General features: G+C 65.0%; 18 protein-coding genes and 1 pseudogene. 15 read left to right on the top strand and 4 right to left on the bottom strand.

The features are described 5' to 3' along the window. Window positions 1-116 precede the first annotated feature (116 nt). From LQ954_RS08895 to LQ954_RS08880, 4 genes and pseudogenes are all read left to right on the top strand, one after another. The gene (locus tag LQ954_RS08895) at window positions 117-533 is read left to right on the top strand and encodes a GFA family protein (protein WP_231022792.1); all 417 of its coding nucleotides are present in this window, start codon (window positions 117-119) and stop codon (window positions 531-533) included. Next, window positions 523-1401, top strand: a complete 879-nt coding sequence (locus tag LQ954_RS08890) for an alpha/beta fold hydrolase (protein WP_231022791.1) — start codon at window positions 523-525, stop codon at window positions 1399-1401. Before LQ954_RS08895 ends, LQ954_RS08890 begins: the two co-directional genes overlap by 11 nt. Window positions 1402-1457: 56 nt before the next feature. Continuing rightward, window positions 1458-1715: pseudogene (locus LQ954_RS16310) on the top strand (IS6 family transposase); the annotation flags it as partial. Between the two features lie 115 nt (window positions 1716-1830). Continuing rightward, window positions 1831-2004, top strand: a complete 174-nt coding sequence (locus LQ954_RS08880; protein ID WP_231022790.1) for a helix-turn-helix domain-containing protein — start codon at window positions 1831-1833, stop codon at window positions 2002-2004. A 440-nt stretch (window positions 2005-2444) separates the two neighbouring features. On the opposite strand, the gene LQ954_RS08875 is transcribed toward LQ954_RS08880, so the two are convergent. Further along, window positions 2445-3353 carry a sigma-70 family RNA polymerase sigma factor gene (locus LQ954_RS08875; RefSeq protein ID WP_231022789.1) on the bottom strand — a complete coding sequence of 303 codons (909 nt, stop codon included), beginning with the start codon at window positions 3351-3353 and terminating at the stop codon, window positions 2445-2447. Window positions 3354-3516: 163 nt separating this feature from the next. Here LQ954_RS08875 and LQ954_RS08870 point away from each other — a divergent pair, with 163 nt between their 5' ends. The 3 genes from LQ954_RS08870 to LQ954_RS08860 all read left to right on the top strand — a co-directional run bounded on the left by LQ954_RS08870 (window position 3517) and on the right by LQ954_RS08860 (window position 7129). Beyond that, window positions 3517-3972 (top strand): carboxymuconolactone decarboxylase family protein, encoded by a 456-nt coding sequence (locus LQ954_RS08870; protein WP_231022788.1) that lies wholly within the window; start codon window positions 3517-3519, stop codon window positions 3970-3972. Between the two features lie 29 nt (window positions 3973-4001). Further along, entirely contained in the window at window positions 4002-4481 is a 480-nt protein-coding gene (locus LQ954_RS08865) for a carboxymuconolactone decarboxylase family protein (protein WP_231022787.1), read from the top strand. Window positions 4482-4849: 368 nt separating this feature from the next. Next, complete coding sequence (locus LQ954_RS08860) at window positions 4850-7129, top strand: TonB-dependent receptor domain-containing protein (RefSeq protein ID WP_231022786.1); 2280 nt, start codon at window positions 4850-4852, stop codon at window positions 7127-7129. A 142-nt stretch (window positions 7130-7271) separates the two neighbouring features. Here LQ954_RS08860 and LQ954_RS08855 read toward each other — a convergent pair whose 3' ends face one another. Together LQ954_RS08855 and LQ954_RS08850 are read right to left on the bottom strand one after the other, a co-directional pair. Then, window positions 7272-8165, bottom strand: coding sequence for an NAD(P)/FAD-dependent oxidoreductase (locus LQ954_RS08855; RefSeq protein ID WP_231022785.1), 894 nt, complete (start codon window positions 8163-8165; stop codon window positions 7272-7274). Continuing rightward, a complete protein-coding gene (locus tag LQ954_RS08850) occupies window positions 8155-8619 on the bottom strand; it encodes an Rrf2 family transcriptional regulator (protein ID WP_227772231.1) in 465 nt (154 codons plus the stop codon). Before LQ954_RS08850 ends, LQ954_RS08855 begins: the two co-directional genes overlap by 11 nt. A 301-nt stretch (window positions 8620-8920) precedes the next feature. Here LQ954_RS08850 and LQ954_RS08845 point away from each other — a divergent pair, with 301 nt between their 5' ends. The 4 genes from LQ954_RS08845 to LQ954_RS08830 are packed head-to-tail and all read left to right on the top strand — an operon-like array spanning window position 8921 to window position 14373. After that, window positions 8921-10939 (top strand): TonB-dependent siderophore receptor, encoded by a 2019-nt coding sequence (locus tag LQ954_RS08845; RefSeq protein WP_227772232.1) that lies wholly within the window; start codon window positions 8921-8923, stop codon window positions 10937-10939. 10 nt (window positions 10940-10949) lie between these two features. Further along, entirely contained in the window at window positions 10950-11690 is a 741-nt protein-coding gene (locus LQ954_RS08840; RefSeq protein ID WP_231022784.1) for an ABC transporter ATP-binding protein, read from the top strand. Continuing rightward, window positions 11687-13126 (top strand): ABC transporter permease, encoded by a 1440-nt coding sequence (locus LQ954_RS08835; RefSeq protein ID WP_231022783.1) that lies wholly within the window; start codon window positions 11687-11689, stop codon window positions 13124-13126. The genes LQ954_RS08840 and LQ954_RS08835 overlap by 4 nt, the downstream gene beginning before the upstream one ends. After that, a complete protein-coding gene (locus tag LQ954_RS08830; RefSeq protein ID WP_231022782.1) occupies window positions 13123-14373 on the top strand; it encodes a DUF3526 domain-containing protein in 1251 nt (416 codons plus the stop codon). Before LQ954_RS08835 ends, LQ954_RS08830 begins: the two co-directional genes overlap by 4 nt. Here LQ954_RS08830 and LQ954_RS08825 read toward each other — a convergent pair. Continuing rightward, a complete protein-coding gene (locus LQ954_RS08825; RefSeq protein WP_231022781.1) occupies window positions 14315-14665 on the bottom strand; it encodes a hypothetical protein in 351 nt (116 codons plus the stop codon). The two genes, LQ954_RS08830 and LQ954_RS08825, sit on opposite strands and share 59 nt — an antisense overlap. A 594-nt stretch (window positions 14666-15259) precedes the next feature. On the opposite strand from LQ954_RS08825, the gene LQ954_RS08820 reads away from it, so the two are divergent. From LQ954_RS08820 to LQ954_RS08805, 4 genes are read left to right on the top strand one after another with little or no spacing between them, the layout of a single operon-like run. Then, entirely contained in the window at window positions 15260-17689 is a 2430-nt protein-coding gene (locus tag LQ954_RS08820; RefSeq protein ID WP_231022780.1) for a TonB-dependent receptor, read from the top strand. Window positions 17690-17703: 14 nt separating this feature from the next. Beyond that, entirely contained in the window at window positions 17704-19071 is a 1368-nt protein-coding gene (locus LQ954_RS08815) for an LLM class flavin-dependent oxidoreductase (RefSeq protein ID WP_231022779.1), read from the top strand. After that, window positions 19068-20036: an aliphatic sulfonate ABC transporter substrate-binding protein gene (locus tag LQ954_RS08810; protein ID WP_231022778.1), complete on the top strand. Its 969-nt coding sequence runs from the start codon at window positions 19068-19070 to the stop codon at window positions 20034-20036. Before LQ954_RS08815 ends, LQ954_RS08810 begins: the two co-directional genes overlap by 4 nt. 10 nt (window positions 20037-20046) lie before the next feature. Then, the gene (locus tag LQ954_RS08805) at window positions 20047-20904 is read left to right on the top strand and encodes an ABC transporter permease subunit (protein ID WP_231022777.1); all 858 of its coding nucleotides are present in this window, start codon (window positions 20047-20049) and stop codon (window positions 20902-20904) included.

Genomic DNA, 20904 nt, shown 5'->3' with positions numbered 1-20904 from the left:
CAACCGGATACAGGTGAAGCGTCAACTGTCACCTCGGGCAAGGAAGTAATCTACTGTTGTTAGAATAGCTGCTTTGGGCCATTCTTCGCGCAAGACGACAAAAGCAGGAGAGCAAAATGGCAGAAGACGCGGTCACGGGCAGGTGCAATTGCGGTGCGGTTAGCTGGCGGATCGCGGGCTCGCCCCTCGCGGTGGCAGCCTGCCATTGCACGAACTGCCGCGCTCAGTCGGGCGCAGCTTTCTCGGTCAACATCGTCGCCAAGTCACGTGAAGTTACGGTCGACGGGCCGATCACGACGTTCGAGGACAAAGCGACTGCTAGCGGACAACCTGTGTTGCGCCAGTTTTGCGGCCAGTGCGGCTCACCGATCCAGTCGGTGATTACCGCCAACCCTGCGGTTGTTGCGATAAAGGCCGGCACTGCCGACGAACCCGGCAATTATGCTCCGACCATCCACGTCTGGACGCAAAGCAAGCTGCCTTGGGTCGACATTCCCGACAACGTGCCGAGCTTCGCTCGCGATGTCGGCTGAAGCGGTGCGCCGGCGCGACGTTCGCACACCGGACGGGCTGACGATCGCCCTCGACGAAGGTGGGCCGGCGAACGCACCCACTGTCGTGCTCCTCCATGGTGGCGGGCAGACGCGGCATAGCTGGTCGGGGGCGGTGCGCGCGTTGGTGGCTGGCGGCTATCGCGTCATCAACTTTGATGCCCGTGGCCATGGCGACAGCATGTGGTCGCCCGAAGGCGACTATCTCCTGGACCACCGCGCTTCGGATCTGCGCGCGGTGGTAGGCGAGACAAGGCCCCTCGCTCTGGTGGGAGCGTCGCTGGGTGGCGCAACATCGCTTCATGCCGTGGCCCAGGGGCTGGCGGTGGATGCATTGGTGCTGGTCGACATCACCCCGCATCCGGAACCTGCCGGCATCGAACGGATCACCAGCTTCATGCGCCGTCATACTGACGGCTTCGCGACGCTCGACGAGGCGGTGGACGCGGTCGCCGCCTATAATCCGCATCGTCCGCGTCCGCGCGACCCCAGCGCGCTGCGCCGCAACCTGCGCGAGCATCCCGACGGTCGCCTTCGCTGGCATTGGGATCCGAAGATCATCGGCACCGCGCCGGCCGTGCACCACGCCACGGTACGCGTGTCCGCCGACCGGATCGCGGCAGGCGCGCCCTTTCCGCTGATGCTCGTTCGGGGGCTCAGCAGCGACATCGTCTCCGACGAAAGCGTCGCGGCCTTCCGTGCTCTACTGCCCTGGGCGGAAGTCGCCGACGTGGCGGGCGCCGGGCACATGATCGCGGGCGATCGCAACGACGCGTTCAACGCCGCCATGCTCGACTTCCTTGCCCGTCATCTGCCCGTTCAAACAGCAACTCCGGCAACAAGGACCTGAACTGGGCCTGTCAAACCAACGTGGCAACGCCTGGCGAGCGCTGCTAGCTCGGCGTGATCAGCCGCCGATCGAGAGCCAAGCCGCCCAGGCCGTTCCGCCGGTTCAACTCGTCAATCGAGGTGATCCGGCTTGTCGTGATGATGTACGTGCGGTTTCCGCTGTCGCTGCGGAACGTCGAGAATTCGCTGTTCGAGCGCGGGGTCGACATCTGCCACGAGACCGTGCGTCACTGGTAGAATCGGTTGGGTCCGTTGTTCGCTGGCGACATCCGTTGGCAGCGCGTGTCACGGATGCGCGGCGTTCGCCAATGGCGCTGACCACCACATCCGGCCACGGGCGAAGGTGATCCACATCGTGCCAGGATCAGCGTCGAAGAAAGCACGTGCTTCATTGGTGTACCCGGTCGCCGTGGCTGGGAGCCGCCCTTGCTTGCGGCGGGCGAAGGGCATAGGCCAGGAAAAGTTCGCGCTCGAGTTTGGGATTGATCGCCCGTACGTCAGCGGGATCGAGCGCGGTGCGCGTGACCCGACCATCACGGTGGTGCAGCGCCTGGCAGACGCTTCGGAGGTTCCCATCTCCGAACTGTTTGCCGAGATCGAGTAAGCTCCATCTCGGTTGACGATGCCCCCGCTGCGACAAAGCTGCATCTGCACTTCGGGAGCGTCGTCGCGCTTCGTGCCACGACTATGGCAGACGACCGCGACCTCGTTAATCAACTTCTACCCGAGCAGGCATGATGATGGAAGATGCGCATCAGTGAAGACGGAGAAACGGGGAAGCCGCGACTTTACCAGGCAGAACATTCTAGACGCGATTGGCGCGACGAGCGGTCGAGATTGATCATGTGGCGATCGACCGTTCAGCGGCTACGGCGACCCATTCCCGAACCTTCAGACCGGCTATCCGCTCTCCAGAAGCAGACTCTCATTCACCGAGCGCTTCACGACCGCTTAGCGCTTTAATTCCCACTCTCCAGCCTCGCTCCCGGCACGCCTAGAAGCGGCCGTTCTGCGTGGTTCTGCGTGGAGGCTCGGTCGGTTGATCTAGCCGATCATTGCGCCTGCCAGATGCTGCAACTTGTCGGGGTTGCGAACGATGTAGATCGCTGTGATCTTGCCGGCGCGTATATCGAGGGCGGTAGTCTGCACGATGCCGCGATCGACACTGATGTAGCCAGGCAGCCCATCGATCGTCGCGGTGTGCAGCAGCTGGGCGGTCGGCGCATTCTTGCGACGAAGTCCGGCGAACAAGCGCAGTGCCCGATCAACGCCGCGGATCACGTTACGGAAGGCGAGCACCTTGCCGCCGCCGTCCGAATGGATCTCAACCTCTTCGGCAAGCAACGAGGCAAGTGAGGCGGTATCGCCATCGCGTGCGGCAACGAAGAACGCCTGAGTGATCCGGCTTGCCTCGGCTGCTTCCACGCTGAAGCGCGGCCGTGCGGCCTGGACATGCTTGCGTGCGCGAGAAGCCAGCTGGCGCACCGCCGCCGGCTCGCGACTAAGCGTCACGGCGACTTCGCTCAGAGCGATATCGAATACGTCGTGGAGAAGGAAAGCTGCGCGTTCCAACGGCGACAAGCGCTCCATGGCGAGCATCAGCGTGACCGTGATATCGTCGGCAATCGTTTCATCGGGATCGGTCGAGCCCACCAGCGGGTCCGGCAGCCATGGGCCGATGTAGGTTTCGCGGCGCGAGCGAGCGGATTTCAGGCGATCGAGGCACAGCCGGGTGACGACCTGCGTCAGATAGGCAGCGGAGGAGTCAACGCCACCCTCGACCTGCTCCCATTTCAACCAGCTATCCTGGACCACATCCTCGGCTTCACTGAACGAGCCGAGCATCCGATAGGCCAGGCGGATAAGCCGCTTACGCTCGCGCTGAAAGTCAGCCAGGCGAGTGCTCGGTTCGATCGTCTTTGCTGGCGCCTCCACGCCGTCGACCTTCGTCATCTTGCGTCGCTCCAATGGTTCCCCTGATCTGACGAGCCAGCTCGCTGCAGTGTGACATGGTCGCGGGCAGAACCAAAAATACTTTGGACATGTCACATCGCCGGAGCCTGCCTCGTCAGTGCAGCAAGCGTCGATTGGACGCTGCTGCAAAAGGAGCGATGGCATGAACGAGACCAAGAGGCCGGTGTGGCATGAGGTTGCGCCCGTGGGCGCAAAGGCCCTGTTCGGCGTGCATCACTACGTAACCACGGGCACCAATCTGCCGGAAGAAATGATCCACCTCGTGTTCCTGCGCGTGTCGCAGATTAACGGCTGCGCGCATTGCATCGACCTGCATACGCGCGACCTGCTCAAGACGATGCCGCTCGACAAGGTGGCACTGCTGCCGGTGTGGGCTGAGGTGCCCCACCTGTTCGCGCCACGGTATCGCGCGGCGCTTGCCTGGGCGGAGGAGGTAACGCGGGTGAGCGAGACCCATGCCTCGGACGAGGCTTATGCCGCCGCAGCGGCAGTGTTCGAGCCGCGCGATCTGGTCGATCTGACGATAGCGATCGCGGCGATGAATGCCTTCAATCGACTTGGCGCGCCGTTCCGCTTGGCGGTCAAAGCCAAGCCCTGACACTCCCCAACTTATTGGATCTACGGACCATGACCGAACGACTGAACCACATGCGCCAAGTGCCGGCACTGACGCAGAAGCTCACCGAGCTTACCCTCGCACTCAAGAAGGGGACGGTCGAGCAGACCATCCTGAGCTTGGTCGAGATACGCGGGTCACAGCTCAATGGCTGTGCCTTCTGCCTCGACATGCACATCAAACAGGCCAAGCTGCACGGCGAACGCGAACTGCGCCTCCACCACGTCGCGATCTGGCGTGAGTCGACCCTGTTCAACGACCGTGAGCGCGCCGCATTGACGTGGACCGAAGCGCTCACCCGCCTGGCGCCGCACGGCGTGGCAGACGACACCTACGCGCAAGTGCGCGCGCAGTTCTCGGAAGATGAGCTCGTCTACCTCACCTACATGGTGATGGTAATCAACGCTTGGAATCGCGCCTCGATCGCGTTCCGGTCGGTGCCCGGGTCGCAAGACAAGGCTTTTGGGCTGGATAAATCAGGCCTGTCTTAATCGGAGCATCAGTTCTTCGTCGAGCGGTCGCCCAAAGGCGCTCAAGTGAAATGAACGGCCGCTCGTCTGAAGACACTCATTCGTCCGCTACGCGCCCTAATTCCGGTCATTCGGCAGGGTCGAGTTGCTGCCTGAAAGCCGCGGAAGGTGTCACGCTCGCATTGGGCCACGCGATCCTAGAAGGTGAACAGTCGGGCGCCCCACGCGCAGCTCTGCTGCAAGGTCTGGGTATGGCAGGCGGGCTGAGCCGACCAACACGGTATGTCTGCGGACACATGAACGTTCCGCCGCATTCCACACTTTGTACGTTGACGATACGGTATAACATTACGTACTCGTCGCTGTGAAAAAGGGTGGAGTAGAACACGATGCGTTTTCCCGATAACCGCGGCGCAGCGGCGCTGCTGGCCACAGCCGCTTTGGTGCTTGCGCCGTCAGTGGCTTGGAGCCAGTCAGGATCCGACGCGCAAGCGGAGAACGATCGGCACCGGCAGCGGCGCGGCGGGGACGGTTCAAGCGACATCGTGGTCACCGGCCGCTCGCTCAAGACCGAAGAGAGCGCCCTGCCCGTTCAGGTGCTTGAAGGCGATGCGCTCGTCCACCGGCGCCAAGGCGGTCTGGGCGAGACGCTCGCCGGCCTTCCCGGCATTCACCTCGATAATTTCGGCGGCGGCGCCTCGCGTCCGGTGATCCGCGGCCAAACCTTGCCACGTATCGAAGTGCTCAGCGACGGCGCCAATCTGTTCGATGCGTCTTCGGTCTCACCCGACCACGCGATCACCACCGATCCGTTGCTGCTCGAAGCGATCGAAATTCAGCGGGGGCCTTCCGCGATCCGCTATGGCGGCAACGCCACCAACGGCGCGATCAACCTGGTCGACAGCAAGGTACCCAAGTCGGTTCCGGTCGGCGGCGTCACCGGGGCAACCGAGGTCCGCTACGGCACCGGCGACGAGGAAAAGACGGTGGTCGGCCGCGTAACCGCGGGTGTCGGCCAGTTCGCGGTCCATGCCGAAGGCGCGCGCCGCGCGGCAGAGGATTACGACGTGCCGGACGCCTATGGGTCGGACCGCCTGCGTGACTCCTTTGCCGAGAGCACCAGCTACGCCGTCGGCGCTTCCTGGATCACATCGAAGGGCTATATCGGCGCTGCCTATTCGCGAATGGAAAGCGAATATGGGCTTCCCGGCCACAGCCATCGAAACGCTGTCTGCCACACCCATGGCCTCGACCTCCATTGCGCAGCGCATGGCAGCTTTGAAGACCCGTTCGGCGGGCCGGACGATCATACCGCCGCGATCAGGCTGCACAGCGACCGGGTGGATGTCCGTGCAGACTATACGGACCTGCTGCCGGGGTTCTCCGACGCGCGGCTGCGTCTCTCCTATACCGATTATGCACATGACGAGGTCGACGGCGATCTCCTGTTCACGCGCTTCACGAACGAGGTCTGGGACGGGCGCCTGGAGCTGACCCACAAGCCGGTTCTTGGCTTCGCCGGCACGCTTGGCGTGCAATATACCGACGGAAGGTTCGGCGGGATCAACGTCAACGACCTCCACAAGCCCTTCCCTGAGGGTGCCTATGGCTTCGACGGGAACCCCGATTTCCTGACCGAGAATGTGGGAATCTTCCTCACCGAGCGCCGCTCGTTCGGCGCGCTCGATATCGAGGCAGCCGTGCGCAAGGACTGGCGCAGGATCGACGTAACGGTGCCGACCTGGCGCTCCACGTTGAGCCCGGACGTCGAGGCCCTGTTCGTCGAATGGTATGGAACTGACTGGAAGAACATCCTTGAAAGCGAGGACGTCGACGCGTTCCGGGCGCGGAATCCAACTGTGCGGCACAATCCGTTCTCGGCGTCGCTCGGCGCTACCTGGAATGTGGGGCAAGGTTATGCGCTGGCGCTTTCTCTCGGGCATACCGAACGTGCCCCAAGCGTGCGCGAACTCTATGCGCGCGGCAACAATCTGGCCACCAACAGCTACGAGCTCGGGCTCGCCGTCGGCAATCCGGTCCTGGGAGAGGCCGGCCTCTCCGCAGAAGATGTCCTGGAGAAAACCGACGCGATCAATTTGACGTTCCGAAAGACGGGCGGTCTGCTCGAATTCGAAGTCGGTCTCTTCTACCAGAGCGTGGACGACTATGTGTTTGCACGCCTGCAGGAGACGGAAACCGAAACCGGTATACCGCACAATTTCCTGGTCTACACCGCGGCGGCTGCGCGTTTCGCCGGGATCGACGGCCAAGTGAGCTACGCCTTCAACCCATCGTCGCGCCTCACGTTGTTCGGCGACTACGTCGACGCCGACCTCAAGCGCGAGGACGACAATCTGCCGCGCATCCCGCCCGGGCGTCTCGGCGCGCGCTATGACCTTTCGGCAGGCGCTGTGTCGGGCGATGTGGAATACTATCACACCTTCGCCCAGGATAAGGTGGCTGCCTACGAGACGCCGACGCCGGGTTATGACATGCTCAATGCCACGCTCAGCTACCGCCTCGATCTTGGACAGACCAAGGGGGTGGAACTATATGTGCGCGGCACCAACCTGCTCAACGAGCTGGCTTTTGCGCACACCTCGTTCGTGAAGGACCAGTCACCGCTACGCGGTCGCAGCCTTGCGATCGGCATGCGGCACTCGTTTTGAGTATCGGCGCCGGCGTGCATCTGCACGCCGGCGCTTCCAATCGCATCTTCCTGGATAGCAAGCCCGGCACCTTGCGCGGCGTGCTCTGCGCCTAGGTCGTCACCATCGAGGGGCCGGTGAAGGGTTGCCTGGGAGCGACCGATCAGCCGAACACGAGGGTACGATGAGCGGCGGTCCCCGCCGTGACCCCATCGGCAACCGCCCAGCTGACCGCATGCGGAGCGCGTGCGATGTCGCCAGCGGCATAGAGGCCGGGTACGGTGGTCATCTTGTCCGCATCGGTCCTGATCACTGGCCCCAACGGGCCTTCGTCGATTGCGGCGCCAAGCTGCTCGGCGATCGGACTCGCCATGCAGGATTGCGGGGCCACATAAAGCGCCTCAACCGGCCTTGTACGCCCGTCCTCGAACTCCACGGCAGACAAGCCGGCATTCTCCCCGACCAGCCGCGCCAGCCTGCCCGCCTCGACGCTCACGCCATGTTTCGCGAGCCTTTCCGCGCTCTCGAGATCGAGCTGCCCGCCGTTCAAGAACAGCGTGGTCGGCCCCCATTCGGCGACCAGGCAGGCCTGGTGTGCTGACATCGGCGTCCGGAACAGCACGCCCAAGCGCCGGCCGGCAAACTCTAAGCCATGGCAATAGGGACAGTGGAGCACGGTCTTGCCCCAGCGCTCCTGCAGGCCAGGGATCGGCTCCAGCGTGTCGCGCAGCCCGAAGGCCAGAATAGCCTTGCGCGCCGAGACCTCCTCGCCGCTCGCAAGTGATACTGCGAATCCGTCAGGTAACGTGCGCGCTTCCGTCGCCTCCGCTTCGATCATCGTCACGCCTGGATACCGGGCCACTTGGCCGCGCGCCTTGGTAAGGATCGATTGCGGGTCCGCGCCGTCGAAACCGAGAAAGCCATGCGAGGCGTCGGCGAAGCGATTGCGCGGCCGGCGCACGTCGATGATGCAGACGCGCCGTTGCGCACGAGCGAGATAAGTGGCGGCGGCGAGTCCGGCGAAAGCGCCGCCGACGATCACGACATCATGCTGCATGGTTGGTCTCCAGGGCGAGCGACCCGCCGCGTTCGGCGAGGCGCATGTGAAAATCGGCGCTGAGTGCAGCAAGCGAGACTTCGCCGAACCGACAGAGCAGCAGTGCTTCGGCTTCATCGAAGGCCTCGCCGAGCGCAGCGTTCACCGCCTGCTCGACAAGGCAGCCTGGCGCCTCGGTCCGGTTGCCCATCGCCAGGAGTTCGGGGCGGCCAAGCGCTTCGTAGACGTCGCGGAGCGTCACCGACGCGAGATCGCATGCAATCGTCCAGCCGCCGCGATGGCCCTTGCCGGAGCGGACATAACCCCGATCGCGCAAGCCCGCCATAATCCGGCGGATCACCACGGGGTTCGTGCCCATCGCACGCGCCAATGCCTCCGATGTGACCGGAGCCGGCTGTTCCGCCATGTGGAGCAGGACGTGGAGCACGCCCGAGAGTCGGCTATCTCTTCTCATGCAACTTCATATGTTGCGTATGTTTGTCGGCTTCAAGTGCGTTTGTCATTCCCTCACAAGTTTACCTCGAGTCAGTCGACGCATGCCGGCGAGGGCCCGCCGTGCAGCAGCCTTGGGCCAGGTGCAGGCACCGGGGCGCGGCATTGCGGTGGGCAAACCGACAAGGCTGTGTTGCATCATGACGGGAATGTCTTATGAGATGATGCAACATACCATGAAGCGAGAATAATCGATTGTGCCTGTTGAGCCTTCTACGCATCTGCGCTCGTCTGTCCTCTGGCTTGCGCTCTCTGCCGGGGCGGTGACCTCTAACGCGCAGGCTCAAGACAGGGCCGACCATATTCGGCAAGATGCCGAGAAGTACGACATCGTCGTACTCGGATCGCGCGACACCGTGGATCGCACGCTTTCCTCCGATCGCGTAACCGAACGCATGTCGCAGTCGAGCCGGTCCATCGAGCGGGACATACTGGACGCGGCAGGCACTTACCGCTTGAGCGACGCACTCGAACTGGTGAGCGGTTTTAGCCAGCAGAACAATCGTGGCGGCGTGATCGACAATTTTGCCGTCCGTGGATTTCTCGGCACCCCTGACGGGGGTGCGGAATACTATCTGAATGGCTTCATGGCGAACCGCGGCATGGCGCCGCCGCGCGATCCGGCGACCACCGAACGGATCGAAGTGCTGAAAGGGCCGGCTGGCGCGCTGTTCGGCGATGTCGATCCGGGCGGGCGGGTCAACATCGTGACGAAGGTGCCACGCTTCACGCCCCACGCCAACGCCATGATCAGCTACGGCTCCTTCGACACGCGCCGGGTGGAAGTGGATGCGACTGGGCCGCTCAGTGATAGGCTGGCGGCACGGATCGTGGTCGCGGCCGAAGACAGCGACGGGTGGCGCGACACGGTGTCGATCCAGCGTCGGGTCGTGTCGCCGTCGCTCACCTGGCGCCCGAGCGAGGCGGTACGGCTGACCTATTCGGGAGAGTTCAGCCAGTTCGATACCCCGTTCGATCGCGGCATTCCCGCGATCGACGGAGACGCTAATGCGCTGCCGCGCTCCAACTATTATGGGGAACCCTCGAACGGCCTCACCAGATCGCGCAACGACCAGCACCAGCTGACTGGACTTGCGGATCTCGGGGATGGTTGGACGCTGAATGGCGGCTTTGTCTGGCGCACGGGGACGCTGAAGGGTCTGTCGGCGGATCAATCGCGCATCGTCGGCACGTCGCTATGGCGCCAGCGCCGCTCGCGCGACTTCAGCGTCGATGATCTGTCAGCACGGCTGGAGCTCGCCGGCCAGCTCGGGCGGCATCGCCTCAGCGTCGGGCTAAAGGGGTACCGCTTCCGCTATGGCGAGCGCTGGATGCGCATCAATCCGTCGGCGGCCGCGCCTTACGCAATCGACCTGTTCGATCCGGTCTATGGCTCAGTGGCGGCGCCGCTGCGGCCGTTCACCAACAATGACGAGAGCCGCTGGGCGGGCACCATCTACCTTCAGGACATGTGGGAGATCACCGATCGGCTGACGCTCGTCGGCGGCGCGCGGATCGACCCCTATCGACAGAAGATCGTCAACAACAACACCGGCGGCACTGGGCGTAACATCGACGAGCCGGTGAGCTTCCGCCTCGGCGGCCGCTATCGCTTGAGCGACGCGATCGCGGTGCATGCCAATTGGGGTGAGAACTTCTCGCTTAACACAGGAACGGATCGCAACGGCGCTGGCTTCGGACCGGAAACCGGCCGCGGCTATGAGTTGGGCATTGCCGCCAGTCTGCCAGGGATCGACGTGGCGGCGACCTGGTTCGACATCCGCAAGCAGGACATCCTCACCACTGATCCGGTCGATCCGAACTATCTCGCTCCGGTCGGCAGCTTGGTCAGCCGCGGGATCGAGCTCGACGCATCGGCACGGCTCGGCCAGCGCTGGCAGATCGTCGCCAACTATGCCTGGCTCGATGCGAAGGCGGACGATGCGGCATTCCCGACGCCGGAGGTACTGAACGTGCCGGAGCATTCGGGCACGCTGCTGGTGGTGCACCGCATTCCGACCGGACGCGGCGACTGGCAGTTGAGCGGCGGCGTTGCTTATGTCGGCGACCGAGCCGGATCGGTGGCGGCGACGCCGGTGCTGCTGCCGGGCTATGTCAAGGCGAAGGCGGCGATAGAGGCGCCCCTCACCGACAACCTCCGCTTCCGCCTAGAGGCGGACAATCTGTTCGACGAGCGGTACGCGGCCAGCTCCTACAGCGCCTTGTGGATCTACCCCGGTGCACCGCGCACCGTGCGCGCGTCCCTCCGCTTCGACATCTGAGGATCAGCCGATGACCAAAGACAATTTCGCACCGATCCTAATCGACAACCTGGTGCTCGCGTACGGCCAGCATCGCGTCCTCGACGGGCTTTCCTTGCAGGTGCCCGCAGGCAGCATCACGGCACTGCTCGGCGGCAACGGCGCGGGCAAGTCGACGACGCTGGCGGCATTGCTCGGCTTCGTGCGCGCGCAATCCGGGACGGTTCTGGTGTCGGGAATCGACCCGGGAAGTGCTGCGGACGCCGCGCGCCGGTGCATCGCCTATCTGCCGGAGAATGTGGCGCTCTACGAGCATCTGACCGCCGTCGAGAATGCCGATTATCTGCTGGCGCTGTCCGATGAGCGCAAGGAACGGCGGATCATCACCGATGCCTTTGCCGCGGCGGGGCTTCAGGACCGCGCCTGGGACCAGCGGCTTGGCGGCTTTTCCAAGGGTATGCGGCAGAAGGTGGCGATCGCGGTCGCGTTGCTGCGTGAAGTGCCCGTGCTGCTGCTCGACGAGCCGACCTCCGGGCTCGACCCGCGTGCTACCGCCGATTTCAATGCGCTGGTCGCCGCGGTGCGCGATCGCGGCACCGCGGTGCTAATGGTGACGCACGACCTGCTCTCAGCCGCCGATGTCGCCGACCGGATCGGATTTCTCGAGGCCGGCCGCATTGTCGAGGAAGTCGCGGCGAGCGGGCCGGAGCGGTTCGACGTGCGCTCGCTCCACGCCCGTTTCGCTGTCGCGGCGGAGCGGCTCGCGGCATGAGCGCTACTCGCCTTATCGCTCGTGACGAGCTGCGGCTGATGGTCCGCAATCGTGTCGCGGTGATCGCTTTTACGCTTCTGGTGCTGCTGACACTGGTGGCCGTGCTCAGTTCCTGGGCGCACCAGCACGGCAATGCGGAGCTGCGTGCCCGGCACCAGCATGCCGCGGAGCACGCCTTTGATGCGCAGCCCGACCGTCATCCGCACCGGGTGGTCCACTATGGCCACTTCATCTTCCGGCCGCTGGGACCGCTCGCGGCCTTCGATCCCGGCGTCGACGCGTTCACGGGCAGCAGTATGTTCCTCGAGGGCCACCGTCAGAACACCACTAATTTCGGCGACGTGCGGCAAAGCTCGCTGCTGGTCCGCTTCGGCCAGCTCACTCCCGCTTTCGTCCTTCAGGCCGTCGCGCCATTGTTGTTGATTTTCTTGGGCTATGGCGCGCTCGCGCGGGAGACCGAACGCGGCACGATGCGCCTGCTGATGCTGCAAGGCGCGTCGCGCGGCCAGGTGGTCCGCGGCAAGCTGCGGGCGCTGGGCACGGTTGCGCTGCTCGCAGGACTGCCGGCGATGATCGGCTTCGTCGCGATCGCCGACCAGCCCGGCGCACTGGCCTTGCCCATCGCGACTATCGCGATCGGCTATGCCGCCTATCTCGCGCTCTGGGTTGTGCTGATCCTGCTGGTGTCAGCCTCGGTCCGCCGCAGCCGCGATGCGCTGCTGGCGCTGGTCGCAATGTGGGCCGTCGCCGTCGTGCTGCTGCCGCGTGTCGCGCCCGATCTGGCGAGTGCCGCGGTGCCGCTGCAGAACCGGCTCCAAACCGATGTCGCCATCGCACGCGACCTGCGACGGATGGGCGATAGCCACAATCCCGACGATCCGCACTTCGCCGCCTTCAAACAATCGGTGCTGAAGCGTTACGGGGTCATGCGGGTCGAGGATCTGCCGGTCAACTACAAGGGCCTTCTGGCGCTCGAAGGCGAACGGCTCACCTCCGAATTGTTCGAACGCTATGCCGGCAAGAGCTACGCCGCTCAAAATCGGCAGAATGCGCTCGTGATGGGAGTAAGCGTGCTGAGCCCGGCGATTGCGCTTCGCTCGCTGTCGATGGCTGCCGCCGGGACCGACTTTGCAGGACACCGCCGCTTCCTCGAGCAGGCGGAAGCATATCGCTACGCGCTCGTCCAGCGGCTCAACCGGATGCAGGCCGAGGCAGTCAGCTACAGCGACGACACCGCCACCGACACCGATGCCGACCGGCGCAAGCGCGTGGCGGCGGATAATTGGGAACAGATGCCGGACTTCACCTATCGGGCGCCGAGCGGCGCCGCACTTGCCACGGGCGCGCTGCCGGGGCTGGCAATCGTGCTTGGCTGGCTGGCCGTCGCTGGCGTGCTGCTCGTCCGGGCCTCCCGCCGGTTGGGAGAGAGCCGATGACACTTTGGAAGCATGAATTGCGGCTGCTGCTGCGCGGGCGCCTCAGCAGCGTCGCATTGGCGCTGCTGGCGGCTCTTTCGATAGCCGCCTGCGCCGCGGGCATGGCAGAAGTTTCGCGCCAACGCGCGGCAATCGCCGCGATCCCCGCGGCGCAGGCGGAGGACATCGCCGCCGTCGCAGACTATGTGGACCGCACCAAGGATGCCGGCAGCGCAGCCTATTACAGCTTCCATCCGACGTGGGACGCGCCGTCGCCGCTCGCCTTCGCGGCGCTCGGGATGCGCGACGTATCGCCCTACATCCTGCGCATCCGTGCGCTGGGATTGGAAGCGCAAATCTACGATGGTGACACCTTCAATCCCGAGCTCGCGCTTCCCGGGCGGTTCGACTTCGCCTTCATGCTGGTGTTCTTGGCGCCCTTGTTCGTGATCGCGCTGTTTCACGATCAGGTCTCGGGTGAGCGCGAGGCAGGGCGACTGCGTTCGCTGATGGCGCTTCCGCGCGGCGGGTCGGGGCTGATGCGCCGCCGGACCTTGCTGCGGCTCGCGTTGCTCTGGGCGGTGCTGGCGGTGCCGTTCACATTTACCGCTATTGTGTCCGGCGTCGGCGTCGACGTGATCCTGCTGATCCTAGCGGTGATCGCGGCGTATCTGTTCTTCTGGATCGTGCTGACGGCGCTGATCGGCCGCTTGCGCTGGAGTTCGGTCGCTAACGCCGCAACGCTTGCCGCCTGCTGGCTGGTTTTGGTGCTGATCGCCCCGACTCTGGCGCATGTCGCGGTCAACCGCGCGGTTCCGGTGGATCAGGGGACCGAGATCGCTCTGGCGCAGCGCGAGCGCGTGAACCACGCCTGGGATATCCCGCGCGAGGAAACGATGCGGCGCTTCTACGCCAATCACCCACGCTGGGCGGCCTCGGCCCCACTTGGTCCGGAGTTCCACTACAAGTGGTATCTCGCCTTTCATCAGAACGGCGACGAGAGCGTGGCGGGCCAGGTGCGCGCCTATCGCGCGGGGCTGGAGCGGCGCGACGCTGCCGCGCGCGCGCTTGGCTGGGTGCTGCCGTCCGTTGGCGTGCAGGCGCTGCTCACTCGGCTGGCTAAGACGGATCTGACCGCACAGCTCGCCTATCAGGACCGCATCCGCGACTTCCACCGCCGCCTGCGCGAATTCTATTACGCTTTCCTCTTTAACGATCACCCATTCGGCAAGGAGGATTTCGCGCGAGCGCCTGTCTTTGGGCGATGACTTTCATCCGGGTGTGACGAGGCCGATTGCTGGTCCTGATGATAGAAGGCAACGTGGTGAGCGTCAGGTCGACCAGTTCATTCGACGTGAACGCAGCGGCCGCCGCAGCACAGGCCTGATCGGACGCATGAATCGCGCTGATGTTGGTGACTTCCTCCGCCCAGACCAGCGCAGCGCTATAGCGATCCGAGAACAGGTGCGGCACCTCTGCCCAGACCGGGATGAGCGCCACTTTGTCGATCAACATCGTCTTCAGCATGTCGACGCGATGCGCGCACGCGTTGATCTGCAAGACGCGCAGGAAGATCAGGTGGACGAGCTCCTCCGGGGGTCGGTGTTCTTCGTCACATAATGGTAGATCCCGAACCGGGCCTTGGCGCCGTCCGGCGCGACGTCGTACCAGTTCAGTCGTTGCGTTGCGCTCATGATGCTTTCCTCGTCAGAGGCGCCGACCACCGGCGCTGACGGACTTGACGAGACGCGAGGACGCGTCGTGACACCGCGCCCGAGATGGCGAGTAAGTAGCGAGCCTTTCTCGCGGAACGAGGTCGGATCCTGAGCGAAGCAGATCTCTCATCGGGTGAACCAAAGCTATCTTGCCGTTAATTCCTACTGGTTCAGTATGGATTCAGCGGTGGTCGCCCGATTGCGGCCCGCGGCGTTTTGATGGGATCAGCTTGCTCCGCGTCACCAACGGCTAAAGCGCACCCGGCGTGTCGACTGGCGGCACGGCGCGTGTTCCCGCATCTCGGGAGAACGAGCATGGTCGACCCGCCGCGCTAAGCCGCTTCACGCATCCATCGCCAGCGCCTGCCCACTCGCCAGCATGATTGGCGGGCAGCGAGCGCGCGGGCTGATCACAGATCGATAAAGGGACCACATCGCAATGCCCCTGCCCCTCACTGCCTGGCTGTTGGCCAGCGCAGGCAGCATATCTGCGCCCTCTGGCCATGCCGCCACCGTCACGATTACTCCTTCGCCCACTGCGGGGACGACCGCCGCGAGCATCGACCCCGAAACCACAACATCAGCCACCCCCCCTTCCGATGGTGGTTCTGACATTCTCGTCACCGCGAGGCGCCGGGCGGAAAGCGTGCAGGACGTGCCGCTTGCCATCAGTGTGCTGGGCGGCGAGGCGCTGGAGCAGAAAGGCGCCTATCACCTCCAGCAGATCTATCAGGAGGTGCCGAGCCTGACGGTCTATACCTCGAACCCGCGCAACGTGACGGTCAACATCCGCGGCTTGGGATCGAACGTCGCCACGGCGAACAACGGGCTGGACCTCGGCGTCGGATTCTACGTCGACGACGTCTATTATGCGCGCGTCGGCCAGTCCGGCTTCGACCTGGTGGATCTCGATCGAGTGGAGATCCTGCGCGGGCCGCAAGGCACCCTGTTCGGCCGCAACACCACCGCCGGGGCCATCGTCGTCACCACCAAGCGACCGAGCTTCACGCCGGAGGCCTCCGGAGATGTTTCGGTCGGCAATTACGGGCTGTTCCAGGCGCGGGGAACCCTGTCCGGCGGAATAGCCGAGAACGTCGCCGGGCGCCTGTCGTTCGAGGCGACGAAGCGCGACGGATACCTGCGCAACATTTTCCAGGATCGCCGCGTCCACGACTTTCAGAACTATACAGTGCGCGGGCAATTGTTGTTCACGCCGACCGAAGCGCTGAGCGTGCGCGTCATCGGCGATTATGCCCGGCAGGAGCAGAATTGCTGCGTTCCGGTGCTCCTCGGATCGCTCGCCGCTTATGACAATGGCGCGCCGATCGCCTTCAACTATGCCCAGCGGATCGCGCAGTTCGGCTACACCCCGCCGCTCGCCGACCCCAAGGATCGCATCACCGACAGCGACTGGCTGGGCCCGATCCGCATGGAACAGGGCGGCGTGCAGGTGAACGCGGAATATGATTTCGGCGGGGCTACGCTGACCTCTGTCTCCGCGGCGCGCTTCTGGAACTGGACGCCGCGCAACGACCCTGATTATTCGGCCCTCAACATATCGTTGGAGGGTAATCAGTACGACCGCCAGCGGCAGTTCAGCCAGGAATTTCGTCTTGCCTCCAACGGCCGGCGAACGCTCGACTGGGTGGTGGGGCTCTATGCCTTCCACCAGAAAATTCCCGGCTGGTTCATCAACGAATATGGCCGCGACGCGGGCGAATTTCTCATTGCGCCGGGCACCGCCGGCCTGACGCCGGCACAACGCCGCGCGACGTTGGAAGGCACTTATACTTACGCGTCCTCGGAGCCAAAGACGACAAGCGTTGCGGCGTTCGGCCAGGGCGTGTGGCACCTGACCGACGCGGTCGATCTGACGGTCGGCCTGCGGTACACGCATGAGCGCAAATACGGCTTCTACGAGCAGGTGCGCGGCGGCGGATCACCGCTTGCGACGCTGACCCCGGCGCAGATCGCGCTGCGCAACGCCTACACGCCCATTTATGCGCGCTACGATCTCGATCGCAGCTGGGGCGACCTTTCCGGCATGGCGAGCCTGTCGGGCAAGTTGGGCGAGGGCGCGCTGGTCTATGTCACCTATGCGCGCGGGCAGAAATCAGGCGGGCTGAACTTCGCCACCCTGCCGCTATCTCCGGACGGTGCGCCGCTGCTGGATCTCGCAGTGGTCTCGCCGGAGAAGGTCGACAATTACGAGGTCGGCCTGAAGAGCGAATGGTTCGACCGGCGCCTCACGGCCAATTTCTCGGCATTCCTGACCGACGTCTCCAACTATCAGTCGACGATCGTCGACGCGAGCGTCGTGCCGCCCCGCGCATATATCGCCAACGTCGGCGATGTCAGATCCTATGGCATCGAGGGCGATGTGCGGGCGCGCCCCGTCGCGGGTCTGTCGCTCTATGCCAGCGGCACCTGGAACCCGGCCGAATACCGCCGGTACACCAACGCACAATGCCCGTTTGAGATACGCGCGCCTGGGCAACCCACGGTCTGCGACCTGTCCGGGCGCCGCCTCCCCGCCGCCCCGCGATGGGCCTGGTCGGCGGGCGCCAGCTATGACGCGGCGCTGAGCGAAACCGTCACCGGCTTCATCGGCGGGGACTATGCGTACCGTTCGTCCTTCTACACGACGTACAACCTCAGCCGCTTCTCGCTGGTGGAAGGCTTTGGCCTCCTCAACGCGCGGCTCGGCGTGCGCGGCAAGGATGGTCGCTGGGAAGCGTCCCTCTGGTCCCGCAACCTGCTGAACAAGCTGTACTTCTACTCAAAGGGCATCAGCGAGAACGGCGCCGTCTTCTACGGCCAGCCCGGTGATCCGCGCACCTTTGGCCTCACCTTGCGTCACCGTCTCTGACCGGGAGAACAACCATGACCAAACGCACCGACACGATCCGCCTCGGCGCTTTCCTGATGGCAACGGGCCACCATGTCGCCGCGTGGCGGCACCCGCGCGCCGCCAAGGATGCAGGCGTCGACATCGAGCATTACGTCTCGCTCGCGCAAAAGGCCGAGGCGGCGAAGTTCGACATGATGTTCCTGGCCGACAGCCAGGGCGGCTTCGTCGATCGGGACGATCCGGAAAGCATCGCACGCATGGCGGGCGTCGCCGGGTTCGAGCCGATCACGCTGCTGAGCGCGATTGCGGCTCGGACGCAGCGCATCGGCCTCGTCGCGACGGCGACCACGACCTACTATCCGCCCTTCCTCCTCGCTCGCCTGTTCGCCTCGCTCGACACTGTCAGCGGCGGCCGGGCGGCGTGGAACCTCGTCACCTCCGCCGCGGCGGGCGAGGCGCAGAATTTCGGGCTGGAGCAGCATCCCGAGCCGGAGGTTCGCTACGCCCGCGCCGCGGAATTCGCCGCGGTGGTCAAGGGATTGTGGGAAAGCTGGGAGGATGATGCCTTCCCGCGCGATCGCGACAGCGGCCTCTTCGCCGATCCTTCGAAGCTCCACATCCTCGGCCACAAGGGCGCGCATCTTTCGGTGGCCGGGCCGCTCAACGTGCCGCGATCGCCGCAAGGGCACCCCGTCGTGGTCCAGGCGGGATCGTCCGAACCGGGGCGCGAGCTCGCGGCCGCGACTGCCGAAGTGGTGTTCACCGCGCATCAGACGCTCGCCTCCGCCGCAGACTTCTACGCCGATGTGAAGGGCCGGATGGCGCGCCACGGCCGGCGGCCAGAGACGCTGAAGATCATGCCCGGTGTCATGGCCGTTGTAGGCGACAGCGAGCGCCACGCGCGCGAGAAGTACGAGGAGCTCCAGGCGCTCGTCCATCCCGAGATTGGCAAACGGTTCCTCGCCCGGCTGTTCGAGGACGATCGCCTGCTGGAGCATGACGAGAACCAGCCGCTTCCCGAGTGGGTGCAGGTCGACGGGCGCAAGAGCCGCCCGGCGCTGCTTCTGGACATGGCGCGGCGGGAGAACCTTACCGCCCGCGAGCTTCACCTGCGTGTCACCGGCGCGCGCGGCCATTGGACGATCTTCGGCGATGCCGGGCAGATCGCCGACCAGCTTGAATCCTGGTTCGATGGCCATGGGGCGGACGGCTTCAACGTGATGCCGCCGCACCTGCCGGACCATTTGGATGACTTCATCGCCGAGGTGCTGCCCGAGCTGCGCCGCCGCGGTCGCTTCCGCGCGGACTACGAGGGAGCGACGCTGCGGGAAAATCTGGGCCTGCCCTTTCCGGAGCACCCCGCCCGAAGAGCGGCCGCGCTGGCGGAGGCGGCGGAGTGAGGCGCCGTGCATTGCTGGCCGGCACGCTGGCGCTGATGCTCGCCGCGTGCGGCAAGGGCGGCAGCGCAGGCACAGGCAAGGGCCTGACGATCGGTGTTCAGAAGGGCGGCGTGCTGTTCGTTGCGAAGGAGCGTGGCGCGGTAGAGAAGACGCTCGCGGCACAGGGTATTACGCCGGTGCGGTGGGTGGAATTCCCCTCCGGCCCCCCATTGATCGAAGCGATGCGTGCGGGCTCGGTCGATCTCGGCGCCGTCGGCGATACGCCGGTCGCCTATGCGCAGGCGTCCGGATCGGACATCGTCTATGTCGCGACGCACAGCTTCCCGAGCGCGATCACCGGCGGACTGATCGTGCCACGCCAGTCCCCGGTACGCACCGCCGCCGATCTTAAGGGCAAGCGCCTCGCCTTTACCAAGGGCTCGGCCAGCGAACTCAGCGCGGTCATCGCGCTGAAGAAACACGGGCTGACGCTGAAGGACGTGACGCCGGTGTACCTGGCGCCGGGCGACGCAATGACCGCGTTCAGCAACGGGTCGATCGATGCCTGGATCACTTGGGATCCCTACCGGGGGCTCGCCGAGGAGCGGCATGGCGCACGCGAGGTCCCAATCGACCGGGCCGGCCTTGCCTCCACCGTCTTCTACATCGCCCGGGGAACGGTTGTTAAGGAACGGCCTGAAGCCATCGCCGCCACGCTCGACGCGCTGCGCGATGAGGCTGCCTGGGCGCGGGCGAACCTGGACACGGTGAGCAAACTTTCTGCCGCCGCAACCCGTCTCCCGCTTGCCGTGCAGCAGAAGATGCTCGCGCGCTACAAGGGCGCGGCCTTTGTCGTCGACCCGGTCACGCCGGCCGACATCGCCAACCAACAGCGTGTCGCCGATTACTTGACCGAGGCCGGCGTACTGAACCGCAAGCTGGACGCCGGCGCGATCGCCTGGACCGGCTGGACCCCAAAAAGCTGAGGAGACGATTATGGCCAGTCTCGCGCCTAACCTGACGCGCGCCGATGCCCCTGCGGCCCCGCACGGGCCGTCACGCGCCTCTTCCCCAGCACCCGCGGGCTCATGGTTCGCCCGCGCACGCTGGACCCCCGCGATCCTGCCAGTACTTCTGCTCGCCACCTGGCAGCTCGCCTCGACCACCGGAGCGTTGCCGGCAACGATCCTCCCCGCCCCCACCGCAGTGATCGATGTCGGGGGTGAGCTGATCCGCGACGGCACGCTGATCGCCAACCTGGGCGTCAGCGCGGCACGCGCGCTGGTTGGTCTCCTGGCGGGCGGCACGATCGCCCTCGCGCTTGGCCTTGCCACCGCATTGTCGCCGGGGCTCCGCCGCCTGCTGGATCCGACGTTGCAGGCGGTGCGGACCATTCCGCACCTCGCGCTGATCCCGCTCGTCATCCTCTGGTTCGGGATCGACGAAGGGGCGAAGATCCTGCTGGTCGGGTGGGGCGTGTTCTTTCCCATCTATCTCAACACCTACCACGGTGTGACCTCCGTTGACCCGGGGTTGATCGAGATGGGGCGGGTGTACGGGATGCGGCGCATGACCCTGTTTCGCCGCGTGATCCTGCCCGGCGCGCTGCCGTCGATCCTGGTCGGCCTGCGCTTCGCGCTGGGCATCATGTGGCTGACGCTGATCGTTGCGGAGACGATCGCGGCCAATTCGGGCATCGGCTACATGGCGAACCAGGCCCGCGAGTTCAGCCAGACCGACGTGATCGTCCTCGCGATCCTGGTCTATGCCTGCCTCGGCAAGCTCGCCGACAGCATCACACGCCTGATCGAACGGCGCTTCCTGCGCTGGAACCCGGCTTATGGAGTACGCTGA

Source organism: Sphingomonas sp. IC-11 (assembly GCF_021043365.1).
In the GTDB taxonomy this organism is placed as follows: domain Bacteria; phylum Pseudomonadota; class Alphaproteobacteria; order Sphingomonadales; family Sphingomonadaceae; genus Sphingomonas.
The sequence above is the reverse complement of the archived record's forward strand: the minus strand, read 5'-3'. Positions and strand labels throughout refer to the sequence as shown.

Coding starts and splice junctions, on each gene's coding strand:
- LQ954_RS08895 (WP_231022792.1), top strand. CDS start 117: ATGGCAGAAGACGCGGTCACGGGCAGGTGCAATTGCGGTGCGGTTAGC.
- LQ954_RS08890 (WP_231022791.1), top strand. CDS start 523: ATGTCGGCTGAAGCGGTGCGCCGGCGCGACGTTCGCACACCGGACGGG.
- LQ954_RS08875 (WP_231022789.1), bottom strand. CDS start 3,353: ATGACGAAGGTCGACGGCGTGGAGGCGCCAGCAAAGACGATCGAACCG.
- LQ954_RS08870 (WP_231022788.1), top strand. CDS start 3,517: ATGAACGAGACCAAGAGGCCGGTGTGGCATGAGGTTGCGCCCGTGGGC.
- LQ954_RS08865 (WP_231022787.1), top strand. CDS start 4,002: ATGACCGAACGACTGAACCACATGCGCCAAGTGCCGGCACTGACGCAG.
- LQ954_RS08860 (WP_231022786.1), top strand. CDS start 4,850: ATGCGTTTTCCCGATAACCGCGGCGCAGCGGCGCTGCTGGCCACAGCC.
- LQ954_RS08855 (WP_231022785.1), bottom strand. CDS start 8,165: ATGCAGCATGATGTCGTGATCGTCGGCGGCGCTTTCGCCGGACTCGCC.
- LQ954_RS08850 (WP_227772231.1), bottom strand. CDS start 8,619: ATGAGAAGAGATAGCCGACTCTCGGGCGTGCTCCACGTCCTGCTCCAC.
- LQ954_RS08840 (WP_231022784.1), top strand. CDS start 10,950: ATGACCAAAGACAATTTCGCACCGATCCTAATCGACAACCTGGTGCTC.
- LQ954_RS08835 (WP_231022783.1), top strand. CDS start 11,687: ATGAGCGCTACTCGCCTTATCGCTCGTGACGAGCTGCGGCTGATGGTC.
- LQ954_RS08830 (WP_231022782.1), top strand. CDS start 13,123: ATGACACTTTGGAAGCATGAATTGCGGCTGCTGCTGCGCGGGCGCCTC.
- LQ954_RS08820 (WP_231022780.1), top strand. CDS start 15,260: ATGCCCCTGCCCCTCACTGCCTGGCTGTTGGCCAGCGCAGGCAGCATA.
- LQ954_RS08815 (WP_231022779.1), top strand. CDS start 17,704: ATGACCAAACGCACCGACACGATCCGCCTCGGCGCTTTCCTGATGGCA.
- LQ954_RS08805 (WP_231022777.1), top strand. CDS start 20,047: ATGGCCAGTCTCGCGCCTAACCTGACGCGCGCCGATGCCCCTGCGGCC.